Genomic DNA, 22,565 nt, shown 5'->3' with positions numbered 1-22,565 from the left:
CTTCTTCACTGCCGCCGCATGAGCAATTCCTTCGGTTCCGTTTTCCGCATTACCACCTTCGGCGAGTCGCACGGCGTCGGCATCGGGGTGATTATTGACGGCTGCCCGGCGGGCGTGGCCCTGGAAACAACCGAAATTCAGCAGGCCCTCGACCGGCGCCGCCCGGGCCAGTCGGACCTGACCACCCCGCGCAAGGAGGCCGACCAGGTGGAAGTGCTGTCGGGCCTGTTCGGGGGCTTTACCACCGGCACGCCCATCGGCCTGCTGATTCGCAACCAGGACCAAGCCAGCCACGACTACTCACACATTGAGCACGCCTACCGGCCCTCGCACGCCGACTACACCTACGACCAGAAGTACGGCCGCCGCGACTACCGCGGTGGGGGCCGCAGCTCGGCCCGGGAAACGGCAGCCCGGGTGGCCGCGGGGGCCGTGGCAGCGGCTTTTCTGCGCACGGTGGGCATCAGCACGCTCAGCTACGTGTCGCAGGTAGGAGCCGTGGCCGTGCCCGTGGGCTACGAGCAGCTCGACCTGAGTTTGATTGACACCAACCCCGTGCGCTGCCCCCACCCCGAAACCGCGGAGCGCATGGCCGCGCTTATCCGGCAGACCCGGGACCGGCACGACACGGTGGGGGGCATCGTGACGGGCGTGGCCCTGGGCGTGCCCGCCGGCCTCGGTGAGCCGGTGTTCGACAAGCTCCACGCCGAGCTAGGCAAGGCCATGCTGAGCATCAATGCCGTGAAAGGCTTCGAGTACGGCTCGGGCTTTGCCGGCACGCTGCTGTTCGGCTCCGAGCACAACGACGCCTTTTACACCGATGAAGCCGGCACCGTGCGCACCCGCACCAACCACTCGGGCGGCATTCAGGGCGGTATTTCCAACGGGCAGGACATTTATTTCCGCGTTGCCTTCAAGCCCGTGGCTACCATTCTGCAGCCCCAGGCCACCATCAACGACCAGGGCGAGGAAATCACGCTGGCCGGCAAGGGCCGCCACGACCCCTGCGTGCTGCCCCGGGCCGTACCCATTGTGGATGCCATGACCAGCCTGGTGCTGGCCGATATGGTGCTGCGGGCTCGGGCCAACCGGGCGTAGCAGCCGGCCTGCGCGGGGCTCATGGTGGCCGCTTGCTGTTTCGTTGCGTACCTTTGCAACATCTAGCGCGCGGCACGGTTTTACCGCCGAACGTGTTACCTTTTGGTCGGCGCCCCGCGTCGTTTCTCCTTCGTCTCCAAGTCTTTCAAACATGGCTGATACCCTCACTGCCCCCGTTGGTCCGGTTTCCATTTACGCGGAAGCCAGCCCCAACCCCGAATCCATGAAGTTCGTGCTCAACGCCACGCTGCTCAGCGACGGCGTCAGCGTGGATTACCCGAACCTCGAAGCCGCCGTCAACTCGCCGCTGGCCCAGGAACTGTTCAACTTCGACTACGTAGGCCGCGTCTTCATTGCCGCCAACTTCGTGACCATTACCAAGAATTCTGACCTCACCTGGACCCACCTCATTCCCGAGCTGCGGACTTTTTTGAAGTCGTACATCGAGGCTAACGGCCCGATTTTCACCGTGGACCCGGCCGCCGAGCAGAAAGCGGCCCAGCAGGCCGCCGCTACCGGCGTGGCCGGCGACGCTTCGGAAGTCGACCAGCAGATCAGCCAGAAGGTTATTGACCTGCTCGACAACTACGTGCGCCCCGCCGTAGAACAGGACGGCGGCAACATCACCTTCCGCTCCTACAAGGCCGGCGTGGTGACGGTGAACCTGCAGGGCTCGTGCTCGGGTTGCCCTTCGGCCACCGTCACGCTCAAGTCGGGCATCGAAAACCTGCTCAAGCGCATGGTGCCGGAAGTAACCGAAGTGGTAGCCGAAGGCATCACGGTGTAAGGCTCTTTCGCTCTAAAAAGCAAAAGCCCGGTTCGCAGGAACCGGGCTTTTTTTATGCCTGCTGAAGTCCACGGCTGCTTTAACGCCGGTCTTTCACGGTGAAGGCCCGGCTCACGTTGAAGCCGAAATAGATGTCGCCATCGAAGAAGTTGCCGCGGGTCTGGGGAATGAAGAACTTCTCAATCATGCCCTGGGCGTTGGTGAAGTGCAGCTGAAATACGTGGCCGCCGGTTTCGATGTCCACGCCCACCCCGAGGGCGTTGCGGAAAGAGTCGGCGGTGGCGCCGGGCAGCACGTAGTAATAGTCCCCGGTTAGGGCCAGGCGCTTGGTGAGCTTCTGCCGAAAGGCCCCGCCGATGGCGTACACGTCGTTCTGGTCCTGGCGCGAGTCCACGAAGTTGCGGTGAATAAAGGTCGGCATCAGCTGCACCGACAGGCCCGAGCTGATTTTGCGGGCAATCAGCGCCTGGTAGGTGTAGGTCAGGCGGCTGCCCATGCTGCGCTCGGGCGTGCCAAACTTGAGCGTGGTCAGGGCCGAGCTGGCCAGCAGCGTCACCGACACGGGCATGGCCCGGGCACCCTCGCTCTGGCGCAGCGCCCGGTACTTAACGAAGCCATCAAACGTCTTTTCCTGGTTGCCGCGCCCCGCGCCCAGCGTCAGCCGGTCGGTGAGGCCGTACTCGAAGCTCAAACGCAGCACGGCTTGGTCGAGCCCAAAAAAGTTGTAGGCCCCGCTGTTGAGCGTGCCGAACCGGTGCTGAATCAAAAACAGCAGCGTGCCCTTGCCCGGCGTTTCCACCGATTGGGAGTTGATGATGTGGGTGCCCTTGAACGTGGCCATGGTGATGTCGCGGGTCGGAGCCAGGCTGTCGGGACGCTGGGTTTCGAGTTCCTTGAGCAGGTCGTCCTGGGCCTGGGCGCGGGCACTGAGGCCGAGCACAGCGGCCAACAAGAGCATGGCGGTACGGCGGAGTAGCGGTGTTTTCATGGGTTATTTGGTTGGTTGAGCCGGCGCAACCGGGTCGGCAGTCAGCGCCACGGTTACTTCCACGGTTTTGGCAATGTTGGCCCGGACTATGGCCGGAATTTCAATGTTGTAGTCGGCCGGGGCCACAATGAACTTCGCCTTGACCAGCAGCTGCCCGTTGCGCAGCTCCAGCGTGCCGGGCACTTTGATGCGGCGCTTCACGCCATGGATTGTCAGGTCGCCTTCCACCTGCACCGTTTGGGGCCCGGTCGGCAGCGGGGGTTGGTAGTTGAGCACGGCGCCCGCAAACGTGGCCCGCGGAAACTTGTCGGACTCCACGTAGTTCTCGTTGAAGTGCTCCTGCATGAGGGTGCGCTTGAACTGAAAAGCCTTCATGGGCACTGTAAAAGCCACCTGGCCGGTAGTCAGGTCCACCATGGCCGCCACCTGGGAGTTGCGGGCGTCAATGTCTTCGATGGGGGTGGCGGAGAAAAACAGCACCAGGCCGGCCCGGGTCGAATACTTGCCCTGGGCCTGCGCCGAAAGCAGGCAGGCCAGGCTAAAGGCGAAAGTCAGCAGGTAGTTCATGGCGGTTAGCACCTGAAGGGCCGTCAGTTATTCGGGGCGCCGGCGGCCACCCATTGCCGGATGCGGTTCACGTCGCACTCCGGCAGCTTGGGCGCATTTTGCGGCATGGGCTTGAAGCCGGCGGCGTGGCTCGTGACGCCCACCAGCAGGCCGTTGTCGGCGTAGCGCTTGGCCTGGGCGTAGCCTTCCAGGTTGACGTTGCCGTTGAGCAGACTCGCGTTGTGGCAGCTGCGGCAGTTGCGGTCCAGCAGCGGGGAGATGCTGCCGGTGTAGGTGATGGCCGTCAGGTCGCAGGGCACGGGCTGGCGGGCCAGCAGGTCCTCGGCATTGTCGTAGGTGCAGCTGCCCAGGCTCAGGGCTGGGAACAGCAGAAATAAATGGGCGCGACGAAGCATACCAACTGAAAAGTAAGTGGGGAGGGAAAGGACTAGAAAGCAGGCAGGGCGCTAGGGCCGGGGCAGCATTGCGGCGGCTGGGGCGGGCCGCAGGGCGTATTTGAGGGAGAAAAACACGCCGGCCGTGCTGAGCTTGACTTTGCCAAAGCCCACGCCGCCGAGTGGAATTTTCACGAACGGCTCGCCCTGCACGGCCCAGCGGCCGCCCAGGATCCGCTCGTAGCCAGCCGAGAGGTTAAGCACGCTCAGCCAATGGTTGGAGCCCTTGATCAGGCTCCAGGCCCGGGTCACGGGCTGCGACTTGTAGGAGTAGTAGTACGTGTAGTCCTCGCGCCGCATCAGCAGCGACGACAACCCCGCGGAGGCAAACCAAGCCGCCTGCGGGCGCTGCACCACGTCGTAGCGCAGGTTCAGGGGCAGGTCGGTAATGCGGCACACGGCGTCGACTACGTCAATGGTGTAGGAATAGGTGTAAGGCGAATGGTAGTCGGAGCCGCGGGCTTCGTAGCGCTTCACCGAGCGCAACGCCCCGGCGCTGAGGCGCCATTTGGGAGCCAAGCGGTATTCGAGCAGCACGCCCAGGTTGCTGCCCGGGATGGTGTAGCTGGCCCAGCGCACGGTGCTCAGCTCCGGGGCGTACACGAAAGCCAGGCTGAGGCGGGCAACCGGCAGGGGCGCAGCCGGCCGGGGTTTTTCCGGCTCGGCCGTGGAGTCCGCGGCGGCTGCAACGGCGGGCGGGGTACGCAGCGGAGCAGCGGTAGAGTCGGCGGTACTCATCGGCGCAACAGCCACCGCTGCGGTCTGCTCCTGATTTTCGGTTGGGTTTTGGGCCGCTGGCGAAGAAAGGGCAGATGGTTTTTCCAGCGTTTCTGCCGTCGTCGTAACCTGCTTTCCGGGTTGGCCTGTCGGTTCAGTTGCTTTAGCGGTCAGGCTGGTCGTAGTTTTCTGCGCAGTGGGCGTCAACGCGTGGGCAGAAGCTTCGGCTGAAAGTGCCGGCTGGGTATTCTCTCGGATTGCTGCGGCGGCAGAACCGGAAGGCAGCGTAGTACTAGCAGTGATTCCAGCGGCTTCCGTAAGCGGTGCGCGGTTTTCGGTGCTGCCCGGCAGCAGTTGCGGCGTGCGCGCCACGCGGCTCCAGGCCACAACGGCGCCCCGGGGCGTTTCAATCCGCTTGCGGCGGCGCTCCGGCTGGGGTAGGGGAGCTGCCGAAATGCGGGTTGACAGAACCTTCGCTAAGCGGCCCGTAGGCTCTGGGGCAGTGGTACGAGCAACTGACTGAATGCGCGCCGGCTGGGGCAAAGTCGGGGTGTTGGGCGGGGTAGCCACGTTGGCCAGGGCTGTTGGGCCAGCTTGGGCGTGTTGCCGGGGCCGGGCGGCGTCTTTGGCCGGGGCAGCTGCCGTTGGTGCAGCGGCTACAGCGGGAAGCTGGGCCGCGCCAAGCAGAGCTGGGGCGGCGTCACTGAACGGCGCCTTGTGGGTAAAGCCCAGCCAACCGAGCAGGGCCAAAAGGAGAATAATGGTTTCGAGAGCGAAAATCCGGAGCACTTTGCCGCGCACCTGCTGCCGCATGGCTGCGGCATCGAGCTTGCGCTCCATGTCCAGCCACGCGCTGAGGTTGTTTTCGTCGGGATAGTGCTCGGCGCTCCGCTGAAACAGCGCGTCGAGTTCCTCATCCGACATATCCGGCGTATGCATGATGACTGATTTTTTTAAGAAGTTCCTTCAGGTGCGCGCGCGCCTTGGAAAGGTTGGATTTGGAGGCTCCCACCGAGATGCCCAGCTGCTGGCTGATTTCCTCGTGGGTGAAGCCGTCGATTACGTACAGGTTGAAAGCGGTGCGGTAGGCCGGGGAAAGCTGCTGAATCAGGGCCAGCAGCTCTTCGTAGGCCAAGGAGTCGAGGGCCGTGCTGCCGCCGTCGAGCTGGGCGTAGGCCGCGTCGCTGAGTTCTTCCTGGTACTGGTGCTTGTGCTGGCTGCGGTACTGGTCGATGGCGGTGTGAATCATGATGCGCTTCAGCCAGCCGCGGAAGGAGCTGCTGACTTCGTGCCGGGCCGGGTCAAACCGCCCGATGTCCCGGAACACCTTCATAAAGCCGTCGTTGGCAGCTTCCATGGCCTCGTCGCGGGTGCGGGTGTAGCGCAGGCAGATGCTCATGGCAAAGCTGTAGTATAACCCGTAGAGCCGGCGCTGACTTTCACGCTCCGCCCGCCGGCAACCGGCCAGCAGCGCTGTCAGCATTTCGGGGTCGTGGTCGGGTCGGGTCACGGCGGCGGGGTTTACAAAGGACTACTCGGCAAGGGCAAGTAAAAAGGTTGCCTTGCTGGGTAGAAAAGTTAGCAAAACCGCCTTGCATCGGCCAGCTGAGCAATAAAAAAGCCCGGCTCTTGCGAACCGGGCTTTTTCAAAGCGGACTAAACGAGACCTTAGTGAACCGTCGTCGACAGCGTTGGCGCGTCGGCAGCGGCAATTTCGGTGCTCATCGTAGTGCCCCGCTCCCGGGCCTCTTTGCGGCCGTAGGTGTCGAGGATGATTGGCGTAGCAATGAACAGCGACGAGTAGGTGCCGAAGATAATACCCACAATCATGGCGAAGGAGAACGAGCGGAGCGTTTCACCCCCGAAGATGTAGAGTACTACCACCACCAAGAACACGGTCGTGAACGTAATCATGGTGCGGGAGAACGTGCTGTTCAGGGCCGGGTTTACCACCTGCGCAAACGTCAGGTGCGGGTTTTCGCGCAGGTATTCCCGGATTCGGTCGTAGATAACCACGGTGTCGTTCATCGAGAAACCGATGATGGTCAGCACGGCGGCCACGAATACCTGGTCCATCTCGTAGTTGAGGCCGAAGAGGCGGGCAATCGGGAAGGCGGCAATAACGAGCAGGGCATCGTGGAACAGGGCCACTACGGCGGCCATCGAGTACTGCCACTTCTCGAAGCGGAACAGTACGTAGACGAAGATACCCAGCAGGGTCAGGCCCAGGCTCAGCACCGACGTACGCTTAATGTCGTCAGCCACCGTGGCACCCACTTTCGAGGTGCTCTGGATTTTGGGGTTGTCGGCGCCGTACTTCTTCAGGCCGTTGAGCAACGCGTTCTGCACTTTGGCGTCGCCGGCCGTGCTTTCGTCGTCGGCCAGGTAGCTGGTGGTGATGCGCAGGCGGTTTTCAGCGCCGAAGGTTTTCACCTCCGTGCCGGCACCCTGGAAGTCAGCGGCCAGCGACTCGCGCACGTCGGAAGCCACTTCGGGCTTGCTAAAGTCAACCACGTAGCTGCGGCCGCCACGGAAGTCCACACCCAAGTTCGGACCACCCTGCACGGCCATCAGCACGAAGCCCAGCACGATAAAGGCGGCAGAAGCCACGTAGGCCAGCTTGCGCTTACCCACGATGTCGAAGTTCACGTTCTTGAACAGGTTGCGCGACACGGGCGTGCTAAACGAGATGGTCGTCGTTTCCTTGCCCTTGGTGAGCCACTCGATGATGATGCGCGACACGTACACGGCCGACAGGAACGAGGTCAGCACACCGATACCCAGCGTGATGGCGAAGTTCTGCACCGGACCCGTGCCGAAGAAGCCCAGAATCACGGCAATGAGCATCGTGGTTACGTTGGAGTCAAAAATGGCCGAGAAAGCGCGGGCGTAGCCTTTGTTGATGGCATCCTTCACGCTCAGACCGTGGTTGAGCTCTTCGCGGATTCGCTCGAAGATCAGTACGTTGGCATCTACCGCCATACCGAAAGTGAGCACCAGACCGGCAATGCCGGGCAGGGTGAGGGCCGTGCCGAACTGAGCCAAGACGCCCAGGATCAGGAAGCCGTTGAAGAGCAGGGCCAGGTCAGCTACCAAACCGGCTTTGCCGTAGTAGATGGCCATGAAAATCATGATGATAACCAGACCCGCCAGCGACGAGTACAGACCCTGGTTGATGGCTTCCTGACCGAGCGAAGGGCCAACGACGGCTTCTTCCACGATGCGGGTAGGAGCGGGGAGTTTACCGGCCTTGAGCACGTTGGCCAAGTCCTGAGCTTCTTCGATGGAGAAGTTGCCCGAGATGCTGGAGTTGCCGCCGGCAATTTCAGCCTGCACCACCGGCGCCGAGTACACGTAGTCGTCGAGCACAATGGCTACCTGACGGCCGATGTTGGCGGCGGTCAGTTTCTGCCACTTGCTGCCTCCCGAAGGGTTCATCTGCATCGACACCTCAGGACGGCCGCCCTGGTCGTAGTCCTGGCGGGCATCGGCTACCACTTCGCCGCCCAGGGGGGCCGTGGCCTCGCGGGCCTTGCGGATGGCGTAGAGCTGCAGGTATTCCTGGCCTTCAATCAGCTCGGGCTTCACGCCCCACAGGAAGGTCAGGTTCGGAGGCAGTACGGCGCGTACTTCGGGGCTCTTCATCAGGCTGTTCACGCGGGCCGTGTCGCGCACGTTCGAGCCCAGCGCGCCGGGCATCGTGAAGAGCTTGGCCAGCACGCTGCTTTGCTTGGCGGGGTTAGCCGAGTCCGCTTTGGCGGTAGCCTTGGTGTCTTTCTTGGCGAGCTGGCTGGCCAAGGAAGTTGAGTCGCCGGCCGTAGCGGCGGCGGTAGCGGTGGAGTCGGTGGTAGCCGCGGCGGGCGTGGCGGCGGCAGTGCCATTGAGCTTTTCAGCCGCTTCTTTGGCGTTCAGCACTTCGTTGAGCTGGTTGAAGTAGGGACCGAACTCGTCGGTGCGCCATACTTCCCAGAACTCGAGCTTGGCCTGGCCCTGGAGGAGCTTGCGGATCCGCTCGGGGTTGTCGACGCCGGGCAGCTCAATCTGGATGCGGCCGGTGCCCTTCACGCGCTGGATGTTGGGCTGGTTGACGCCGAACTTGTCGACGCGGGTGCGCAGGATGTTGAAGGAGCGGTCAATGGCTTCCTCTTCTTCCTTGTCGATGGCGGCAATGACCTTCTCGTTGGTCGAGTTGATGTCGATGCCGCGGCTCTTGTTGGTGGTGTTAGCGAAGATGCGGGCCAGCTTGTCGTTGGGCGCAATGTCGCGGTAGGCCTGGTAGAACAGGGCCGTGAACGGGGTCGAGGCGTTGGTCTTCTGGGCTTCCTGCGCCTGGGCCAGGGCCTTGTTGAAGTTCACGTCCTTGGAGTTGCCCGACATGGCGCGCACGATTTCCACCGGCGAAACTTCCAGCGTCACGTGCATGCCGCCCTTCAGGTCGAGGCCGAGGCCCAGCTCACTCTGCCGAACGTCCTTATAAGTGTAGTCCACACCCAGCACGTTGATAACCGGGGCGCGCCACACCGAATCCAGGTAGTGCTGACGCTTGAGCTGGTCGGTCTGGCCGTTGCGGGTGGCGTAGTCCACCGCCTGTTGCTGTACCCGCCGCGACACCATAGTGAACGACAGGAAGTAAATGCACAACACCGACACAATGAGGGTGAGGGCGATAATAAGTCCTTTATTACGCATTGAAAAAAAGAAAAGTGTACTCGGGAAAATTGCAAATCACCAAGGCCGCCCGGCCGCCACGGGTGCGCGGCATCCTGCGGCGCACGGCGGACTGAGGGGCGACACCGCCAAGAAACGCTTTAGGGAGCCTGCGGCGAGAGGGCCGCGAGCAGCAAGCGGGCACGGAATAAGTCGGGAACCGCGCTGGGCCGGGGGCGCAGCACGGAGGGTTGCAATTTCTGGCCGAGCCAGGTCGGCAGCTCAAGGGCGGGCAGCCACGCCTCCAGAGCCGGCGCCAGCCACGCGCCGAGCGAAGCCGTGGCCTCGAACATCACTTTCTGCTTCACCACGGCCGCTTTTGGACCGCTGCCCACGTGCGTAGTCTTCCCGACCGGCAGGCGGTAGGTCGCTACGGCCTGGTGATTCAACGACAGCACAAACAGCAGCGTGGCTGTCAGGAGCGTGAACCGCAGGCGGGGCAAGAAAGAGGTGATAAAAGCTAACATCGGGCGGGCAATGGCTACAAATATAGCCAAATGCCGCCGCCGCCGCAACGAAACCCGTCGTTCCGGCCCCCGCCGATGTAAAAATTCGCCGCCGCCCTAGTCTATACTGCTCATGCAGAGCCGTTGCCCCAGATTTAAATGCGGGTTAATATGATGAAAATGAAGGCGTTGTTTAAGAAAAAGCCGACTTGGCCCAGCAGCAGACAAGGGCGCTGCTACGTGCCGCGCTGGACTCGTGGCGGCTATAAATTGGGTTTTGACGGGTCAAATAGAAGATTTTCGGGCCACAAAATTCAGCCGTGAAGCCCCAGTCTACGTAGATACTCTGCTGTTCACCCCAAGACGTACCACCGATGAGTCCGACCCCAGGTGCACCCGAATCTGAACCGGAAATTCCCGACGATTCCCCGGAAGTGTTGGCTGCCGCGGCCGATGAGCCCACCACCGAGGAAATCTGTCTTACCGAAATAGATAATAGTATTACTGATATTATTGCTATTACCGAGGTAGTGCAGGACGCCACCCCGCCACTCCGGCCGGAAGGCCGCCGCGGCCGGCCGCCCCGCCAGACTAAAGCGCCCATCACGTGGTCGGTGCGCGGCGTGACGCGCGACACGCGCACTTTGTTGGAGCAGGCCGCGGGTAGGGTGGGCAAAACGCTGGGGCAGTACCTCAACGAGGATGTGCGCGTCTGCGTCGAGCAGCAGCTGCACCTGCTGCCGCCGCCGGCTTCGATGGTGGCCCTGCAGAAGCAGGTGCACTATCTGCGGCAGCTAGTCGAGAACCTGGCGACGATGGTGCGGCACTCGCCACCCCGGCCCGCTGCCGACCCCAGCGCGGGGCAGTAGCGCAACTCAGGAATTGGCCGCGCCCTGTTCCAGCCGAGTAATGTGAATTTGCTGTTCGCGCACCTGCTCTTCCAGTTGCAGGGTGCGGAAAATCACCTTGGCCTCCAGATCCTGGTAGGCGCGCTCCAGTTCGTCTTCCCGGCGGCGCAGGGCCTCCTCGGTCTGTTTCTGGTCGTGGATGTCGGTGCAGGTGCCAAACCACTTCTGCACTTTGCCCGCGGCGTCACGCAGGGGCAGCGCCCGGCCAATAAACCAGCGATAAGCACCGTCGTGCCGGCGGAAGCGGTATTCCACCTCGTACTTGTTACCAGTACGTAGGGCCGTGGTCCAGCGCTCCAGGCACAGGGCCAGATCCTCGGGGTGAATGATTCGTTCCCAGCCCCAAGACAGCGCCTGCTCCAGGCTCTGACCCGTGTACTGCATCCAGCGCTGGTTGAAATACGTTACGGCCCCGTCGGCCTGAGCGGTCCAGAGTACTTCCGGAATCGATTCGGCCAGAAACTCAAACTCGGTGGCGTGCTGCTGCGCCTGGGTACGGGTATCGGAAATGTCGCGGGTGATACCCTGGAAGCGCAGGGCTTTGGTGCGTTTCTCGTCGAAAGAGGCTGTGCCCGTGGACCGTACCCAGCGCTGCTCGCCGCCGGGCAGCACCACGCGGTGCTCAATGGCAAAGCGGCCGTTGCCGGCCGGGTCGAGGGAGCTTGCCACGGCTTGCTCCAGCTGCCGCTGGTCATCGGGGTGAGTGGCCGCCACTACATTCTCAAAAGAAACCGTGGCGTCGAGCGGGAGCCCGAACAGGCTTTTGCAGCGGGTGGAGCAGGTAAAGCTGCGGCTTGGTAATTCCATTTCCCAAACACCTACGCCGGCCGCATCCAGGGCCGCTTCAATACGTTCGGGAGTTAAAAAAGTGGGGTCCAGCGGGACAGACATGCGAAAGGAAACGGCAAAAAGGCAGAAAACGAGGAAAGCGGATCAGGGGTGGGTAAGTTCCAGCTCCAGGCCCGACCGAAAATATAGCTTAAGTAGGCGCCGCCGGCCGTCGGAGGAGCGGCGAAACCGGGTAATCAGAGCCTGGGTGTTGCTGTGAGGCAGCTCCAGGGCCAGGTAAGGCTGACCCAAAAGGGAGCTGCGCTCAATGGTCCAGGAGCCGGTCAATGATGGAATTGTTTTACCTTGTAAGTGCAGCGCGTGGCTGCCCAACTCCAGATGAGTGGCATCGGACCAGTCGGCTTCGGGATCCTTGCCGGCCCGCTGATCCACGACCCGCCACGTAGCCTGCAGGTATTCGGCGGGCAGTTGCTGGAGGTTTACGTCGTAGAGCAGTTCAGAATCAGACATAGCAGCAGTAAAGCCGGACGGAAGGGGGCAGGAAGTAATATTGACCCAAAAGCCCCGAAGTGCGAGCAGAAGGCCTTTATTTGCGCAAGTATTATGAGTCATCCACCCCTCGACGAGCTGGCCAAAAGTCTGACCGAAGGTGCCGCTGATCCGGAAGGAGAAGTGCTGGGCACCCCGGCCGACTTGCTGCTGCCCGAACCAATAGAGTCGGAAATTTGTCTTACAAAAATAGAAAAAAGTATTACAAATAATTCCGAGTCGGTCGAAGAACTCACGGTGCCGCTGAAAGTGCGGGGCAAGCCCGGCCGTCCGGCCCGGCAAACGGCGGCGCCCGTCACTTGGTCGGTGCGCGGCGTGAGCCGGGAAACGCGCGCCGTGCTGGAGCAGGCCGCCAGCCGCGCGGGCAAAACGCTTGGGCAGTTTCTCAACGACGACGTGCGCCAGCTGCTCGAAGCCCAGGAGCCGGCTCCTGAGCCCCAGCTCGCCGATTTGCAAAGTCAGATTGAGTACCTGCAACAGCTGGTCGAAAACCTGGCGGCCATGCTGGGCACTCCCAACTCCGCGCCCAAGCCCCCGACTTCGTAGCTTTTTTAAGTTACCAAGATTCCACCAAAAAGCCCCGCAGGCGTCGTTAGCTGCCGCGGGGCTTTTGCATGGGAAAGTGCCGCTGTTCGGGTTGGCAGGTCTAGCAGCGAGAATCAGGTAAAAAAAATGCCTTGGAAAAATCCCAAGGCAATAGAATGTCAAACGTGAAATAGCTTACCGCTTACCTTCCGCTACTTTCCCCCGCAGGTAGCCGACGAGCACTTCCAGGCCCTTGTCGAAATGGCGGTTGTTGGGAATCACGATGTCGGCGTCCTGCTTGAAGGGCTGAATGTACTTCTCGTAGGTAGGGGCCACGTGGTTGGTGTAGCGGTAGAGCACGTCCTCCAGGTCGTAGCCCCGCTCGTCCCGGTCGCGCACAATGCGGCGCTGCAGCTTCACGTGCTCCTGGGCGTCGATGTAGACTTTCAGATCGAGCAGCTTGGCTACTTCCTCGAAGTAAAACACGAAGATGCCTTCCACTACCACAATCGGGGCCGGCCGAAACACGAGGTCCTTGGGCACCACGTTCGGGTTGTTGAACGTGTACTCGGGCCGGCGCACCTCTTCACCCCGGCTGATTTGCAGCACGTCGGCCGCGTACGCCACCGAGTCAATCGACGACGGCAAATCGAAGTTCGTGACGCCGTTCACGTCGATGTATTGGCTTTCGCGCGGGTGGTAATAGTTGTCCTGCGAAATCAGACAGATGTCTTCTTCGGGGAACGAACCCAGCAGGCGGCGCAAAAAAGTGGTTTTGCCCGAAGCGCTGCCGCCCGTAATACCGACGATGAAAGGTTGTTGCATGGGGTGGGAAAGACGGCCCGTACCGGCAGGGCCAACCCTGCAAAAGTAAGCAAATGCCCGCTGCAGAGTATGCCCCGGCGCGTTATTGCCGCAAGATTCCCGACAAAAGGGCGCTTACTTCTCCATTTTCTGCAAAAATGCCACCAGCTGCTCCACGGCCCGGGCCCGGTGGCTCAGCGTGTTTTTCTGGCTTAGTGGCATCTGCGCGAAGGTTTCAACTTGGCCGGCGGGCTGAAATACGGGGTCGTAGCCGAAGCCCTCGGCGCCGCGGAGCTCTTCCGTAATAGTGCCTTCCACCACGCCGTGAAACTCGTGCCACTCACCGGTGGGCAGCACCAGCGCCACCACGGTCCGGAACTGGGCGCTCCGGTCGGCGGCCCCGCGCAGCTCGTGCAGCACCTTGTCGATGTTATCGGCGGCGGCGCGCTGGGGGCCGGCGTAGCGGGCCGAGTACACGCCCGGCGCCCCCGCGAGGGCCGTTACTTCGAGGCCGGTATCGTCGGCAAAGCAGGCGGTGTGGTAGTGCTCCCACACGTACTCGGCCTTCTGGCGGGCGTTGCCGGCCAGCGTATCCCGGGTTTCGGGCAATTCCTCGTGGCAGCCAATGTCGCGCAGGCTAACCAGCTCGATGGAAGCCGGCAGCAGGGCCCGGACTTCGGTCAGCTTGTGCTCATTGTTGGTAGCAAAACAGAGGCGCATAAAGAGGAGGCGTGAAGTTGGGGAAAGGGAGCTTGGGCGGAAGCCAAGCGCAAAAAAAAGCCGGACGAATCCGGCGCGAAGGTAGTCAACAAGAGACTTTGGGAAGATTCCTCACACTGTACCGGCTTTGCCTTCCTAGCTTCATCCTTTACCGGAACATTGACTTGATGCTGCCCCAGGAGCGCTGCACGGCGCTGGGCGCGGCATTAAGCACGGTGGTGTAGTTCTGGTCGCCGGAGGTGGTGCGCACGGTGAGGCGGTAGGTAAACGGACTGCCGGTGCTGCCGGCCGTGCCGCGGTACACGTTGGTATCCAGGTACAGGTAGCGGCGCTGGGCTGTGGGCGGCACGGTGATCAGGCGGGTGAAGGACGGCTCGTTATTAGCCTTGCGCCAGACCTCGTAGTTCTCGACGCCGGCCTCGTTGGTGGCTTCCCACTCCAGACGCACGTTGGTGCCATCGAAGCTGGCCTGGAACATGGTGATGGTGGCCCCCAGCGCCCATGAGGCGGCCAGCAGCAGCACCAAAACAATGGTAAGCGCAGACTTGCGGGGCATCAGCATGCGGAATGGGAACTAAAAGCGGATATCTAAATAATCACAGCAGAGCACCAAAAATAAACAATTTTGGATAGCACAACCTAAATACTGGCAGAAATCTGGAAAAGACGGCGCCGGGTTTTTGAAATCCGCAGCTAACGTGTACTTTTGCAGTCCCTTCCGCAAAATCGGCAGGGCCCGCAGGTTTTAACTCTCCGATCATGAAAAAAGACATCCATCCCGAGTACCGCGAAGTTGTGTTTCAGGACTCGTCCAGCGACTTCAAATTCATCACCCGCTCGACGATGACTTCCAGCGAAACCATCACGATGGAGGACGGCAAGACGTACCCCGTTATCAAGGTGGAAGTTAGCAGCAAGTCGCACCCCTTCTACACCGGCAAAAACGTCCTGCTCGACACGGCCGGCCGCGTGGAGAAGTTCCGCACCCGCTACCAGAAGAAATAGTTGGCAGGCCTGCTGGCCACCAGCTGCTGAGTTATCCAAAAGCTCCTTTCCCCGCGGAAAGGAGCTTTTGCTTTGTAGGCCGGCTTCGCCGCGGGCCACACTTTTTATTCGGCTGCCAAAGTCCGGCACGGTAACTTCGCGGCGGCAAGCCCGCGGGCTTGCCGGCCTTCCGTGTCAAGCTCAGGGCCCATGCCCCGGCCACTACTTCTTCCTATGACCGTTCTGCTCTTCGACGACCCCGCCATTCGGCCTAATCTGCTGCCCTTCACCTACACGCGCCCCGTGGCGGCGCTGCGCTGCGGCATTCTCACCATTGCCGAGAAATGGCAGCACCGCCTCGGCGCGGAGGTGCATTACCTCACCCAGCCCTACCTGCAGGCCAAATACCCCGCCGGTCCGGTGCAGGGGCCGGCCCTGGTGATTAACGGCGCCGTATGTCCCGACGACGTGCTGGCCCAACAGGTACGCGCCTTACGGCCCGGCCAGGCCCTGCTCGACGGGGAGCTGCTGGTAGCGGCCCATCTGGCTGATGCCTCCAAGGTAGCCGAGCTGATTCAGGACGGCCTCTCCGACAGCCGGTCGGTGGTGGAGCCCGTGACAGTTATCAGTGAGCTATGGCACCTGTTTTTGCGCAACGGCATCGAAATCCGTCGTGACTTCGACCTGCTGACCCGGGGCCGGGAGTCGGCGCCCATCGACGACGTGCACACCATCGTCTACGGGCGGGAAAACATCTTCCTGGAGCCGGGCGTCAAGATTCGGGCGGCTATTCTCAACGCCGAGGACGGCCCGATTTACCTGGGCAAAAACTCCCAGGTGCACGAGGGCGCCATCATCAAGGGGCCGCTGGCACTCTGCGAAGGCTCCCACATCAACGCCGGAGCCAAGATGCGCGGCGACAACACCGTGGGGCCGCACAGCAAAGTAGGCGGCGAAGTGGGCAACAGCATCCTGCTGGGCTACTCTAACAAGGGCCACGACGGCTACCTGGGCAACTCCGTCATTGGGGAGTGGTGCAACCTGGGCGCCGACACCAACACCTCGAACCTGAAAAACAACTACGCCCCCGTCAAAATCTGGAGCCACGCCAAAGGCCGCTTCGTGAACACCGGCCAGCAGTTCTGCGGCCTGATGATGGGCGACCATAGCAAGTGCGGCATCAACACGATGTTTAACACCGGCACGGTGGTGGGCGTGGGGGCCAACATCTTCGGGGCCGGCTTCCCGCGCACCTTTATTCCTTCGTTTAGCTGGGGTGGGTCCGCGGGCTTCGAGACCTTCAAGCTGCCCAAGGTGGCCGAAGTAGCGGAGCGCGTCATGGCCCGCCGCCACCTCGACTACGACGCCACCGAGCAGGCCATCATGCAGCACGTCTTCGACGCCACGGCGCCGGACCGGATCTGGGAGAAGGCGGTCGGCAAGGACGCCCCAACCTCGGCCGCAGAGTAACCTTTTCGCCGCTGAAGTAGCCTTAGCTTTTATGCGCTTTTCTGAAATTCCCGGTCAGCAGGCCCTCAAGCAGCTGTTGCGCCAGTCGGTGGAGCAGCAGCACGTGGCCCATGCCCAGCTGTTTCGCGGGGCCGAGGGCTCGGCGGCACTGCCGCTGGCGCTGGCCTATGCCACGTTTTTGAACTGCGAAAACCGCCCGACCGGGGCTGAAGACTCCTGCGGGCAGTGCCCGAGCTGCCAGAAAATCGACAAGCTCGTGCATCCCGACCTAAACTTTATCCTGCCCGTCACGACCACCAAGGCCGTGACCAAGGACGCGGTGAGTAGCAAGTTTATGGCCGAGTGGCGCAGCTTCGTGCTCGAAAATCCCTACCAGGGTCTCAACGACTGGATGCAGCACATTGGGGCCGAAAACAAGCAGGGCAGCATCTCCAAGGAAGAAAGCCTGCAGCTGCTCAAACTGGTGTCGCTGAAGGCGTTTGAGGCCCGCTTCAAGATTGTGGTCGTCTGGCTGCCCGAGCTCATGCACCCGGCCGCCGCCAACGCCGTGCTCAAGCTGCTGGAAGAGCCGCCGCCCGCTACCATTTTCCTGCTCGTCAGCTTTGCCCCCGAGCAGCTGCTGCCCACCATCATCAGCCGGGTGCAGCCAGTGGTGGTGCGCCCGTTTTCCGAAAACGACATTACCGACTATCTGCGCGACGAGCAGCAGGTGCCCGAGGTGAAGGCCCGACAGCTGGCCCAGCTGGCCGAGGGAAACCTGGGCTTTGCCCTGGCCGCGCGCACAGCCACTTCCGCCGACCATAACTACTTCGAGCTGTTCACCCACTGGATGCGGCACTGCTACGGCTACAAGGTGGATAAGCTGCTCAGCCAAAGCGACGAGTTTCAGAAGTTGGGCCGGGAAAATCAGAAGGAGTTTCTGCAGTTTGCGCTGGGACTACTGCGCAAGGTGCTGCTCTTCGGCATCGACGCCCAGCTGGTGCCGCACTTACCAGCGGCCGAGCAGCAGTTTATCGGCGGTTTCAGCCGCTTCGTGCACCAGCGCAATGCCGACCTGCTGGCCACCGAAATCAACGACGCTCATTATCATATTGAGCGCAATGCCAACCCGCGCATGGTGTTCGTGGACACGTCCCTGCGCATCGCCGAGCTGCTGAAAATAGCGGCGTAGACACCAGAAACGTAGAAAATACAATTTGCTAAACAGCTATAGTAAGCGCTAAAAGTGCTATAGTCCGCCCTGCCGCCGCGCGCTTCGTACCTTTGGGAGCCGCAAAAAAGAGATTTTGCGGCAGACTCCAAACTGGCCGTTTGCCAGCCCGTTGGCGGCGCCGCTTTCTTCCCACCCTTAGTAGTCCCTTCTCGCTTGAAAACTATCCGTATCGGTACCCGTGGCAGTAAGCTGGCGCTGTGGCAGGCCAACCACGTGGCGGCTTGTCTGGAGCAGGCCAAGCTGCCCACCGAAATCGTCATTATTACCACCACCGGCGACTTGGTTCTGGACCGGTCCCTGGATAAAATCGGGGCCAAGGGCGTCTTCACCGAGGAGCTCGAGCAAAGCCTGCGCTCGGGCCACATCGACATTGCCGTGCACAGCGCCAAAGACGTGCAAAGCAGCATCCCGGAGGATCTGGAGCTGCTGGCCTTTATGAAGCGCGAGCGGGTCAACGACGTCATCGTCAGCTACCACGCCGACCTCGACCTGCACCGGCCTGACCTAGTGCTGGGCACGAGCAGCACCCGCCGCAAGGCCATGCTGCAGCGCTACTATCCTAATGCCACCACGGCCGAGGCCCGCGGCAACCTGCAAACCCGCCTGCGCAAGCTCGAGGAAGGGCAATACCACGGCCTGGTGCTGGCTTACGCCGGCGTGCACCGCATGAACTACGATGCGCTGATCCGCTACATTCTGCCCGAAACCCAGTTTGTGCCCGCCACCGGGCAGGGCAGCGTGGCCATCGAGTGCGCCCGCAGCCTCGACCCCGGCCTGAAGCTGGATCTGCGCCGGATTCTGGACCACGGCCCCACCCACCTGTGTTTGCTGGCCGAGCGGGCCTTTCTGCGGACCATGGAAGGCGGGTGCAGCATTCCGTCCTTTGCCCTGGCCAAGCTGCACACCGACGGCGTGCTCCAGCTGCACGGCGGCCTGATCAGCCTCGACGGCAAGCAGTACATCGAGGAGAAAGTTATGGCCTCCGACTCCCGGCAGGCCGAAGCCATGGGCGTGAAGGTGGCCGAGAGCGTGCTCAGCCGCGGCGGCCAGCAGATCCTGGACGACATCCGCAACCACCGCGCCGCCGAATAAACTGGTTACGCCTAATAAAAATGTCCGCTTCCAATCCGGAAGCGGGCTTTTTTTGCTTTAACAAAGGGGGGTTAGGCGCGGGCTGGGCTCGAAAATTTGTCGCGCAGCCAGTAGAGCGCCAGCGCCAGCACGGCCCCGCTGGTGTCGGCGAGCATATCTTTCTGGGCGTCCCAGATGTCGCCCTGGCTGCCCAGGAAGGCGGCGCCGGCGGCCGGGTCGCTCATGTCGGCGTAGATCCACTCAATCAGCTCGTAGGTCATGGCAATGGTGCCGATGACGCAGAGGGGAAACAGGTAGGAAATGGCGCGGTTGCGGATGGTGCCGTACCGGTCAGTCATTTCGATGATGGCAAAGGCGTAGAAACCGACCGTGACGTGGGCTACCCGGTCGAACATGTTGCGCTTGAAGCCAAACAGGTTGTCGAACCAGGCGAAAGGCACCTTTTCGAAGGTGTAGTGCCCGCCGATGGTGTGCAGAAAAATCAGCACGCTCATCAGGGCGTAGGCCAGGTTGGAAAACCGTACCCCGCGCAGATAAAGCACCACCAACGCCACCACAATCAAAAAGATGGGCGTGTTTTCGGCCACCCAGGTGCCTCGCTCAGCCGGGCTGATGCCGAGCACAACGAATTCGAGCAGGTAGGCGGCCAGCAGAAACTTCGGAAACCAGGACGAAGCCGGGACGGCAGGGGAGGGAGCAGGCATGCAAGCAGAACAAGAAAGGAAAAACCGTTGGCGCCGCTTACGGGATTTTCGCAAGTTGAGTGGCGTTTGCCCCGAAATAGTTGGGCCCACCCGGCCTGGGCCCGTCCGCGCCGCCGCGCCAAAGGGCCGGCCGGTTTTCTGGTCCGACCAAAGAAACCGTAATTTCGCCCGGCTTCAGTCCTCACCTTACCATTGTTTATGAAAACTGCTTTCCGCGTTTCGACGCTATTCTGGGTGTTTTTGCTGCTCGCAACGGTGCACGTGACGGCAGCCGCGAAACCCAGAAAGAGTAAAAAAGACGAGGTGGTTACCATCAGCACCTCTCTGGGCGACATCAAGCTCATCCTCTTCGACCAGACGCCCCTGCACAAGGCCAACTTCCTAAAGCTGTCGAAAAGCGGCTTCTACACGGGCACCACGTTCCACCGCATCATCCAGAACTTCATGGTGCAGGGCGGCGACGCTAATTCCAAGGACGCGGACCCCACCAACGACGGTGCGGGTCAGCCCAATGAAACGACCATTGCGGCCGAAATTCGGCCCGAGCTGCTGCACAAGTTTGGCGCCGTGGCCGCGGCCCGGCAGGGCGACTTTGTGAATCCGACCCGGGCCAGCAGCAGCTCCCAGTTCTACATCGTGCAGAACCACAACGGCACGCCCCACCTCAACGGCGCCTACACCGTCTTCGGCCAGGTTATCAGCGGCCTGGACGTGGTGGATAAAATTGCGGCCCAGCCCAAAAACGGCAATGACCGGCCCCTGACCGACATCAAGATGACGGTGAGCGTGGAAAAGCTCAAGAAAAAGAAAATCACCGAGCTCTACGGCTACAAGTACGAGTAGGGCATGACCAGGCGCATTCTGCTAACGGGCTCCAACGGCCTGCTGGGTCAAAAACTCGTCGCCCTGCTGCACGCCCACCCGGACGTGGAGCTCGTGGCTACTTCCCGCGGCCCCAACAAGCTGGCGGCGCTTTACCCGCAGGTGCCCTTCACGACGCTCGACGTCACCGACCGGGCGCAGGTGGAGCAGGTACTGGGGGCCGCGCGTCCCACCCACCTGATTCATACCGCGGCCATGACCAACGTGGACGAGTGTGAGCTGAATCAGGCCGCGTGCTGGGCCCAGAACGTGACGGCCGTCGAAAACCTGGTGGCCGTGTGCGCCGAGCTGAATATTCACCTTATTCACGTCAGCACCGACTTCGTCTTCAGCGGCGAAGCAGGTCCGCTGGCGGAAGACGCCGTGCCGGCTCCGGTGAATTTCTACGGGCAGAGCAAGCTGGCCGCGGAGCAGGTGGTGCAAGCTGGTGCCGCCAAATGGGCCATTGTGCGCACGGTGCTGGTGTATGGCACTGCGCACGAGTACGGGCGCACCAACATCGTGCTCTGGGTGCGCGACTCGCTGCGGGCCGGCAAGTCCATTCAGGTAGTCGACGACCAGTTTCGCACGCCCACCCTGGCCGAAGACCTTGCCCAAGGCTGCTGGCTCGTGGCCGCACACGAGGCTTCTGGCATCTACCACATCAGCAGCAGTGAGCTACTCACGCCCTACCAGATGGCCCGGCAGGTAGCCGAGTATTTCAACTTGGACCAAGGCCTTATCCAGAGAGTCGACGCTAGCACGTTTACCCAGCCCGCCCGGCGCCCCGCCCGCACTGGCTTTATCATCACCAAGGCCCAGCAACAGCTCGGCTACCGGCCGCACTCGTTTAGGCAGGGCATTGCCCTGTTGGCGCAGCAGGCCGAAGGCGGGGCAAAAAATGTATAGACGCAAAAAAACCGCCAGCAGAACCAGCGGTTTTTCACACACCTATTGCAACAACCTTTAATGTTTTGGGGCTACGAGCAACTGCAGCCGCAAAACCAATTCTCTTTATTTAAATGGTATTCTCGGGCGGAACCACTCCTACGAGTAACCCGCCCACTAATACGGCAGTCCCACTTTGCAGAGCCGCTTGCCCCGCCGCGTAGGATACCCACTCTCCGTCAATCATCTGAAAGCCCATGGTGCCGAGCGCCACTGCGTGGCGGGTAGCTACTTCTAGCAGAAAGCACTGCAGAAGGAAGCCAGGTCGCCGGGTGATTGAAAAAGAGTTCATGCCATTCAGCTGCCAAAGCAGCTTTTCAAGACGTGCTGTCCATGTGGGTAGCCGTTTCTTATGACAATATTAAGCGGTGCAGCAGCCGGTGTAAAGGACGGTTTTGCGCAAATTGTGACATGCTGATTTGATAGAAAATCCATCAAATATTTAACATGTTGCTAGCCGGCTCGATTCCTATATTCGCCTGATATGTAGTTATGGCTAAATAGAGAAGGTTTTTGGCGGCCTCTCTTACCTAGCTGCAATTGATAGAGTAGCCAATTTCAGGACAATTATAGTTTGTTTGTGACGGAAGTTATTGCGGATTTCTGCTTACAGTATTCGATAATTGTCGCAGGGCAAGGGTCGTCAGAAGAATGGCCAACGCGGGACTCAGAATAAGCCACCAGGCGGTGGGGGCCAAGCGGGCCGAAGCGAGAAGGCGCCCCCAACTGGCCGTTTCGGGTGGTAAGCCCACTCCCAGAAAAGAAAGCGTGGTTTCCAATCCAATCAGGGTGGCGACGCTGATGGGGAAAGTGGCGCTGATGGTGTGCCAGCAATTGGGTAGAATGTGACGGTAAAGCAGCCGCCCGTCCGGCAGCCCTAGGCTGCGCCCGGCCTCAATGTAAGGCAAGGCCCGAATGCGCAGCACCTCCGCCCGAACCAGCCGAGCCGGGCCGGGCCAGTACGTCGCCACTAGTACGGCCAGCAGCCCGGCCGGCGAAGGTTGTAGTAGGGCTGCCAGCGTTAGGGCCAGAATTAGCAATGGGACGGAGGCCACCAAAGCGCCTAGCCCCAGCACTGCCCGGTCCACGGGCAGCGCCACAACTTGCCGATACCCGGCCCGGTGCAGCCTCGCCGCTCCCAAGCTCAGCCCCGCCGCTATGATGCCCAACAGCAGAATGGACGTGCCGGAGGATAGCTGAAATACGAAGCTAAAAGCTACTACTCCCAAAGCTGCCAGGCCGTACACCGCCGGA

General features: G+C 61.5%; 24 protein-coding genes. 10 read left to right on the top strand and 14 right to left on the bottom strand.

Annotated features, from left to right (window positions below; genetic code table 11):
- The first annotated feature begins 18 nt into the window (after positions 1–18).
- Positions 19–1,098 (top strand): chorismate synthase, encoded by a 1,080-nt coding sequence (gene aroC / locus EWM57_RS00735; protein ID WP_129919217.1) that lies wholly within the window; start codon positions 19–21, stop codon positions 1,096–1,098.
- A gap of 151 nt (positions 1,099–1,249) precedes the next feature.
- On the top strand, positions 1,250–1,885 hold the full coding sequence (locus EWM57_RS00730) for a NifU family protein (RefSeq protein WP_129919216.1): 636 nt from the start codon (positions 1,250–1,252) through the stop codon (positions 1,883–1,885).
- 79 nt (positions 1,886–1,964) lie between these two features.
- Here EWM57_RS00730 and EWM57_RS00725 read toward each other — a convergent pair whose 3' ends face one another.
- From EWM57_RS00725 to EWM57_RS00695, 7 genes are all read right to left on the bottom strand, one after another.
- Positions 1,965–2,873: a DUF5777 family beta-barrel protein gene (locus tag EWM57_RS00725; RefSeq protein ID WP_242509938.1), complete on the bottom strand. Its 909-nt coding sequence runs from the start codon at positions 2,871–2,873 to the stop codon at positions 1,965–1,967.
- Between the two features lie 3 nt (positions 2,874–2,876).
- Complete coding sequence (locus EWM57_RS00720; protein ID WP_129919215.1) at positions 2,877–3,440, bottom strand: YceI family protein; 564 nt, start codon at positions 3,438–3,440, stop codon at positions 2,877–2,879.
- Positions 3,441–3,463: 23 nt separating this feature from the next.
- The gene (locus tag EWM57_RS00715) at positions 3,464–3,835 is read right to left on the bottom strand and encodes a hypothetical protein (RefSeq protein WP_129919214.1); all 372 of its coding nucleotides are present in this window, start codon (positions 3,833–3,835) and stop codon (positions 3,464–3,466) included.
- A gap of 51 nt (positions 3,836–3,886) precedes the next feature.
- Complete coding sequence (locus tag EWM57_RS00710) at positions 3,887–5,530, bottom strand: porin family protein (RefSeq protein ID WP_129919213.1); 1,644 nt, start codon at positions 5,528–5,530, stop codon at positions 3,887–3,889.
- Complete coding sequence (locus tag EWM57_RS00705) at positions 5,505–6,101, bottom strand: RNA polymerase sigma factor (RefSeq protein ID WP_242509937.1); 597 nt, start codon at positions 6,099–6,101, stop codon at positions 5,505–5,507. The genes EWM57_RS00710 and EWM57_RS00705 overlap by 26 nt, the downstream gene beginning before the upstream one ends.
- A gap of 158 nt (positions 6,102–6,259) precedes the next feature.
- Entirely contained in the window at positions 6,260–9,280 is a 3,021-nt protein-coding gene (gene secDF, locus EWM57_RS00700; protein WP_129919212.1) for a protein translocase subunit SecDF, read from the bottom strand.
- A 119-nt stretch (positions 9,281–9,399) separates the two neighbouring features.
- Positions 9,400–9,765 carry a hypothetical protein gene (locus tag EWM57_RS00695; protein ID WP_129919211.1) on the bottom strand — a complete coding sequence of 122 codons (366 nt, stop codon included), beginning with the start codon at positions 9,763–9,765 and terminating at the stop codon, positions 9,400–9,402.
- A 353-nt stretch (positions 9,766–10,118) separates the two neighbouring features.
- Here EWM57_RS00695 and EWM57_RS00690 point away from each other — a divergent pair, with 353 nt between their 5' ends.
- Positions 10,119–10,613, top strand: coding sequence for a hypothetical protein (locus tag EWM57_RS00690; RefSeq protein WP_242509936.1), 495 nt, complete (start codon positions 10,119–10,121; stop codon positions 10,611–10,613).
- A gap of 6 nt (positions 10,614–10,619) precedes the next feature.
- On the opposite strand, the gene EWM57_RS00685 is transcribed toward EWM57_RS00690, so the two are convergent.
- On the bottom strand, positions 10,620–11,543 hold the full coding sequence (locus EWM57_RS00685; RefSeq protein ID WP_129919210.1) for a PAS domain-containing protein: 924 nt from the start codon (positions 11,541–11,543) through the stop codon (positions 10,620–10,622).
- 42 nt (positions 11,544–11,585) lie between these two features.
- Positions 11,586–11,951: a hypothetical protein gene (locus EWM57_RS00680; RefSeq protein WP_129919209.1), complete on the bottom strand. Its 366-nt coding sequence runs from the start codon at positions 11,949–11,951 to the stop codon at positions 11,586–11,588.
- A 93-nt stretch (positions 11,952–12,044) separates the two neighbouring features.
- Here EWM57_RS00680 and EWM57_RS21485 point away from each other — a divergent pair, with 93 nt between their 5' ends.
- Positions 12,045–12,536, top strand: coding sequence for a hypothetical protein (locus tag EWM57_RS21485; protein ID WP_242509935.1), 492 nt, complete (start codon positions 12,045–12,047; stop codon positions 12,534–12,536).
- Positions 12,537–12,710: 174 nt separating this feature from the next.
- Here the strand turns inward: EWM57_RS21485 and EWM57_RS00670 are convergent, their stop codons facing one another.
- The 3 genes from EWM57_RS00670 to EWM57_RS00660 form a co-directional block, all read right to left on the bottom strand.
- Positions 12,711–13,340: a uridine kinase family protein gene (locus tag EWM57_RS00670; protein ID WP_129919208.1), complete on the bottom strand. Its 630-nt coding sequence runs from the start codon at positions 13,338–13,340 to the stop codon at positions 12,711–12,713.
- A gap of 114 nt (positions 13,341–13,454) precedes the next feature.
- Positions 13,455–14,039: an RdgB/HAM1 family non-canonical purine NTP pyrophosphatase gene (gene rdgB, locus EWM57_RS00665; RefSeq protein WP_129919207.1), complete on the bottom strand. Its 585-nt coding sequence runs from the start codon at positions 14,037–14,039 to the stop codon at positions 13,455–13,457.
- A gap of 148 nt (positions 14,040–14,187) precedes the next feature.
- A complete protein-coding gene (locus tag EWM57_RS00660) occupies positions 14,188–14,595 on the bottom strand; it encodes a hypothetical protein (RefSeq protein WP_129919206.1) in 408 nt (135 codons plus the stop codon).
- Positions 14,596–14,798: 203 nt separating this feature from the next.
- Here EWM57_RS00660 and EWM57_RS00655 point away from each other — a divergent pair, with 203 nt between their 5' ends.
- The 4 genes from EWM57_RS00655 to hemC all read left to right on the top strand — a co-directional run bounded on the left by EWM57_RS00655 (position 14,799) and on the right by hemC (position 18,798).
- On the top strand, positions 14,799–15,044 hold the full coding sequence (locus EWM57_RS00655; protein WP_073106751.1) for a type B 50S ribosomal protein L31: 246 nt from the start codon (positions 14,799–14,801) through the stop codon (positions 15,042–15,044).
- Positions 15,045–15,257: 213 nt separating this feature from the next.
- Positions 15,258–16,493 (top strand): GlmU family protein, encoded by a 1,236-nt coding sequence (locus tag EWM57_RS00650; protein WP_129919205.1) that lies wholly within the window; start codon positions 15,258–15,260, stop codon positions 16,491–16,493.
- A gap of 31 nt (positions 16,494–16,524) precedes the next feature.
- Entirely contained in the window at positions 16,525–17,664 is a 1,140-nt protein-coding gene (locus tag EWM57_RS00645) for a DNA polymerase III subunit (protein ID WP_129919204.1), read from the top strand.
- A 195-nt stretch (positions 17,665–17,859) separates the two neighbouring features.
- Positions 17,860–18,798: a hydroxymethylbilane synthase gene (gene hemC, locus EWM57_RS00640; protein WP_129919203.1), complete on the top strand. Its 939-nt coding sequence runs from the start codon at positions 17,860–17,862 to the stop codon at positions 18,796–18,798.
- 71 nt (positions 18,799–18,869) lie between these two features.
- On the opposite strand, the gene EWM57_RS00635 is transcribed toward hemC, so the two are convergent.
- A complete protein-coding gene (locus EWM57_RS00635) occupies positions 18,870–19,502 on the bottom strand; it encodes a DUF2238 domain-containing protein (RefSeq protein ID WP_129919202.1) in 633 nt (210 codons plus the stop codon).
- Positions 19,503–19,700: 198 nt separating this feature from the next.
- On the opposite strand from EWM57_RS00635, the gene EWM57_RS00630 reads away from it, so the two are divergent.
- Positions 19,701–20,345, top strand: a complete 645-nt coding sequence (locus EWM57_RS00630) for a peptidylprolyl isomerase (protein WP_129919201.1) — start codon at positions 19,701–19,703, stop codon at positions 20,343–20,345.
- Positions 20,346–20,348: 3 nt separating this feature from the next.
- Complete coding sequence (locus EWM57_RS00625; RefSeq protein ID WP_129919200.1) at positions 20,349–21,272, top strand: SDR family oxidoreductase; 924 nt, start codon at positions 20,349–20,351, stop codon at positions 21,270–21,272.
- A gap of 629 nt (positions 21,273–21,901) precedes the next feature.
- Here the strand turns inward: EWM57_RS00625 and EWM57_RS00620 are convergent.
- A partial coding sequence (locus EWM57_RS00620; RefSeq protein ID WP_129919199.1) for an ABC transporter permease occupies positions 21,902–22,565 on the bottom strand: 664 nt, incomplete at its 5' end.

Source organism: Hymenobacter persicinus (assembly GCF_004167665.1).
In the GTDB taxonomy this organism is placed as follows: Bacteria; Bacteroidota; Bacteroidia; order Cytophagales; family Hymenobacteraceae; genus Hymenobacter; species Hymenobacter persicinus.
The sequence above is the reverse complement of the archived record's forward strand: the minus strand, read 5'-3'. Positions and strand labels throughout refer to the sequence as shown.

Bases quoted from the DNA above. Each gene is read 5' to 3' on its own strand.
- aroC (WP_129919217.1), top strand. From the start codon at position 19: ATGAGCAATTCCTTCGGTTCCGTTTTCCGCATTACCACCTTCGGCGAG.
- EWM57_RS00730 (WP_129919216.1), top strand. From the start codon at position 1,250: ATGGCTGATACCCTCACTGCCCCCGTTGGTCCGGTTTCCATTTACGCG.
- EWM57_RS00725 (WP_242509938.1), bottom strand. From the start codon at position 2,873: ATGAAAACACCGCTACTCCGCCGTACCGCCATGCTCTTGTTGGCCGCT.
- EWM57_RS00720 (WP_129919215.1), bottom strand. From the start codon at position 3,440: ATGAACTACCTGCTGACTTTCGCCTTTAGCCTGGCCTGCCTGCTTTCG.
- EWM57_RS00715 (WP_129919214.1), bottom strand. From the start codon at position 3,835: ATGCTTCGTCGCGCCCATTTATTTCTGCTGTTCCCAGCCCTGAGCCTG.
- EWM57_RS00710 (WP_129919213.1), bottom strand. From the start codon at position 5,530: ATGCATACGCCGGATATGTCGGATGAGGAACTCGACGCGCTGTTTCAG.
- secDF (WP_129919212.1), bottom strand. From the start codon at position 9,280: ATGCGTAATAAAGGACTTATTATCGCCCTCACCCTCATTGTGTCGGTG.
- EWM57_RS00695 (WP_129919211.1), bottom strand. From the start codon at position 9,765: ATGTTAGCTTTTATCACCTCTTTCTTGCCCCGCCTGCGGTTCACGCTC.
- EWM57_RS00690 (WP_242509936.1), top strand. From the start codon at position 10,119: ATGAGTCCGACCCCAGGTGCACCCGAATCTGAACCGGAAATTCCCGAC.
- EWM57_RS00685 (WP_129919210.1), bottom strand. From the start codon at position 11,543: ATGTCTGTCCCGCTGGACCCCACTTTTTTAACTCCCGAACGTATTGAA.
- EWM57_RS00680 (WP_129919209.1), bottom strand. From the start codon at position 11,951: ATGTCTGATTCTGAACTGCTCTACGACGTAAACCTCCAGCAACTGCCC.
- EWM57_RS21485 (WP_242509935.1), top strand. From the start codon at position 12,045: ATGAGTCATCCACCCCTCGACGAGCTGGCCAAAAGTCTGACCGAAGGT.
- EWM57_RS00670 (WP_129919208.1), bottom strand. From the start codon at position 13,340: ATGCAACAACCTTTCATCGTCGGTATTACGGGCGGCAGCGCTTCGGGC.
- rdgB (WP_129919207.1), bottom strand. From the start codon at position 14,039: ATGCGCCTCTGTTTTGCTACCAACAATGAGCACAAGCTGACCGAAGTC.
- EWM57_RS00660 (WP_129919206.1), bottom strand. From the start codon at position 14,595: ATGCCCCGCAAGTCTGCGCTTACCATTGTTTTGGTGCTGCTGCTGGCC.
- EWM57_RS00655 (WP_073106751.1), top strand. From the start codon at position 14,799: ATGAAAAAAGACATCCATCCCGAGTACCGCGAAGTTGTGTTTCAGGAC.
- EWM57_RS00650 (WP_129919205.1), top strand. From the start codon at position 15,258: ATGACCGTTCTGCTCTTCGACGACCCCGCCATTCGGCCTAATCTGCTG.
- EWM57_RS00645 (WP_129919204.1), top strand. From the start codon at position 16,525: ATGCGCTTTTCTGAAATTCCCGGTCAGCAGGCCCTCAAGCAGCTGTTG.
- EWM57_RS00635 (WP_129919202.1), bottom strand. From the start codon at position 19,502: ATGCCTGCTCCCTCCCCTGCCGTCCCGGCTTCGTCCTGGTTTCCGAAG.
- EWM57_RS00630 (WP_129919201.1), top strand. From the start codon at position 19,701: ATGAAAACTGCTTTCCGCGTTTCGACGCTATTCTGGGTGTTTTTGCTG.
- EWM57_RS00625 (WP_129919200.1), top strand. From the start codon at position 20,349: ATGACCAGGCGCATTCTGCTAACGGGCTCCAACGGCCTGCTGGGTCAA.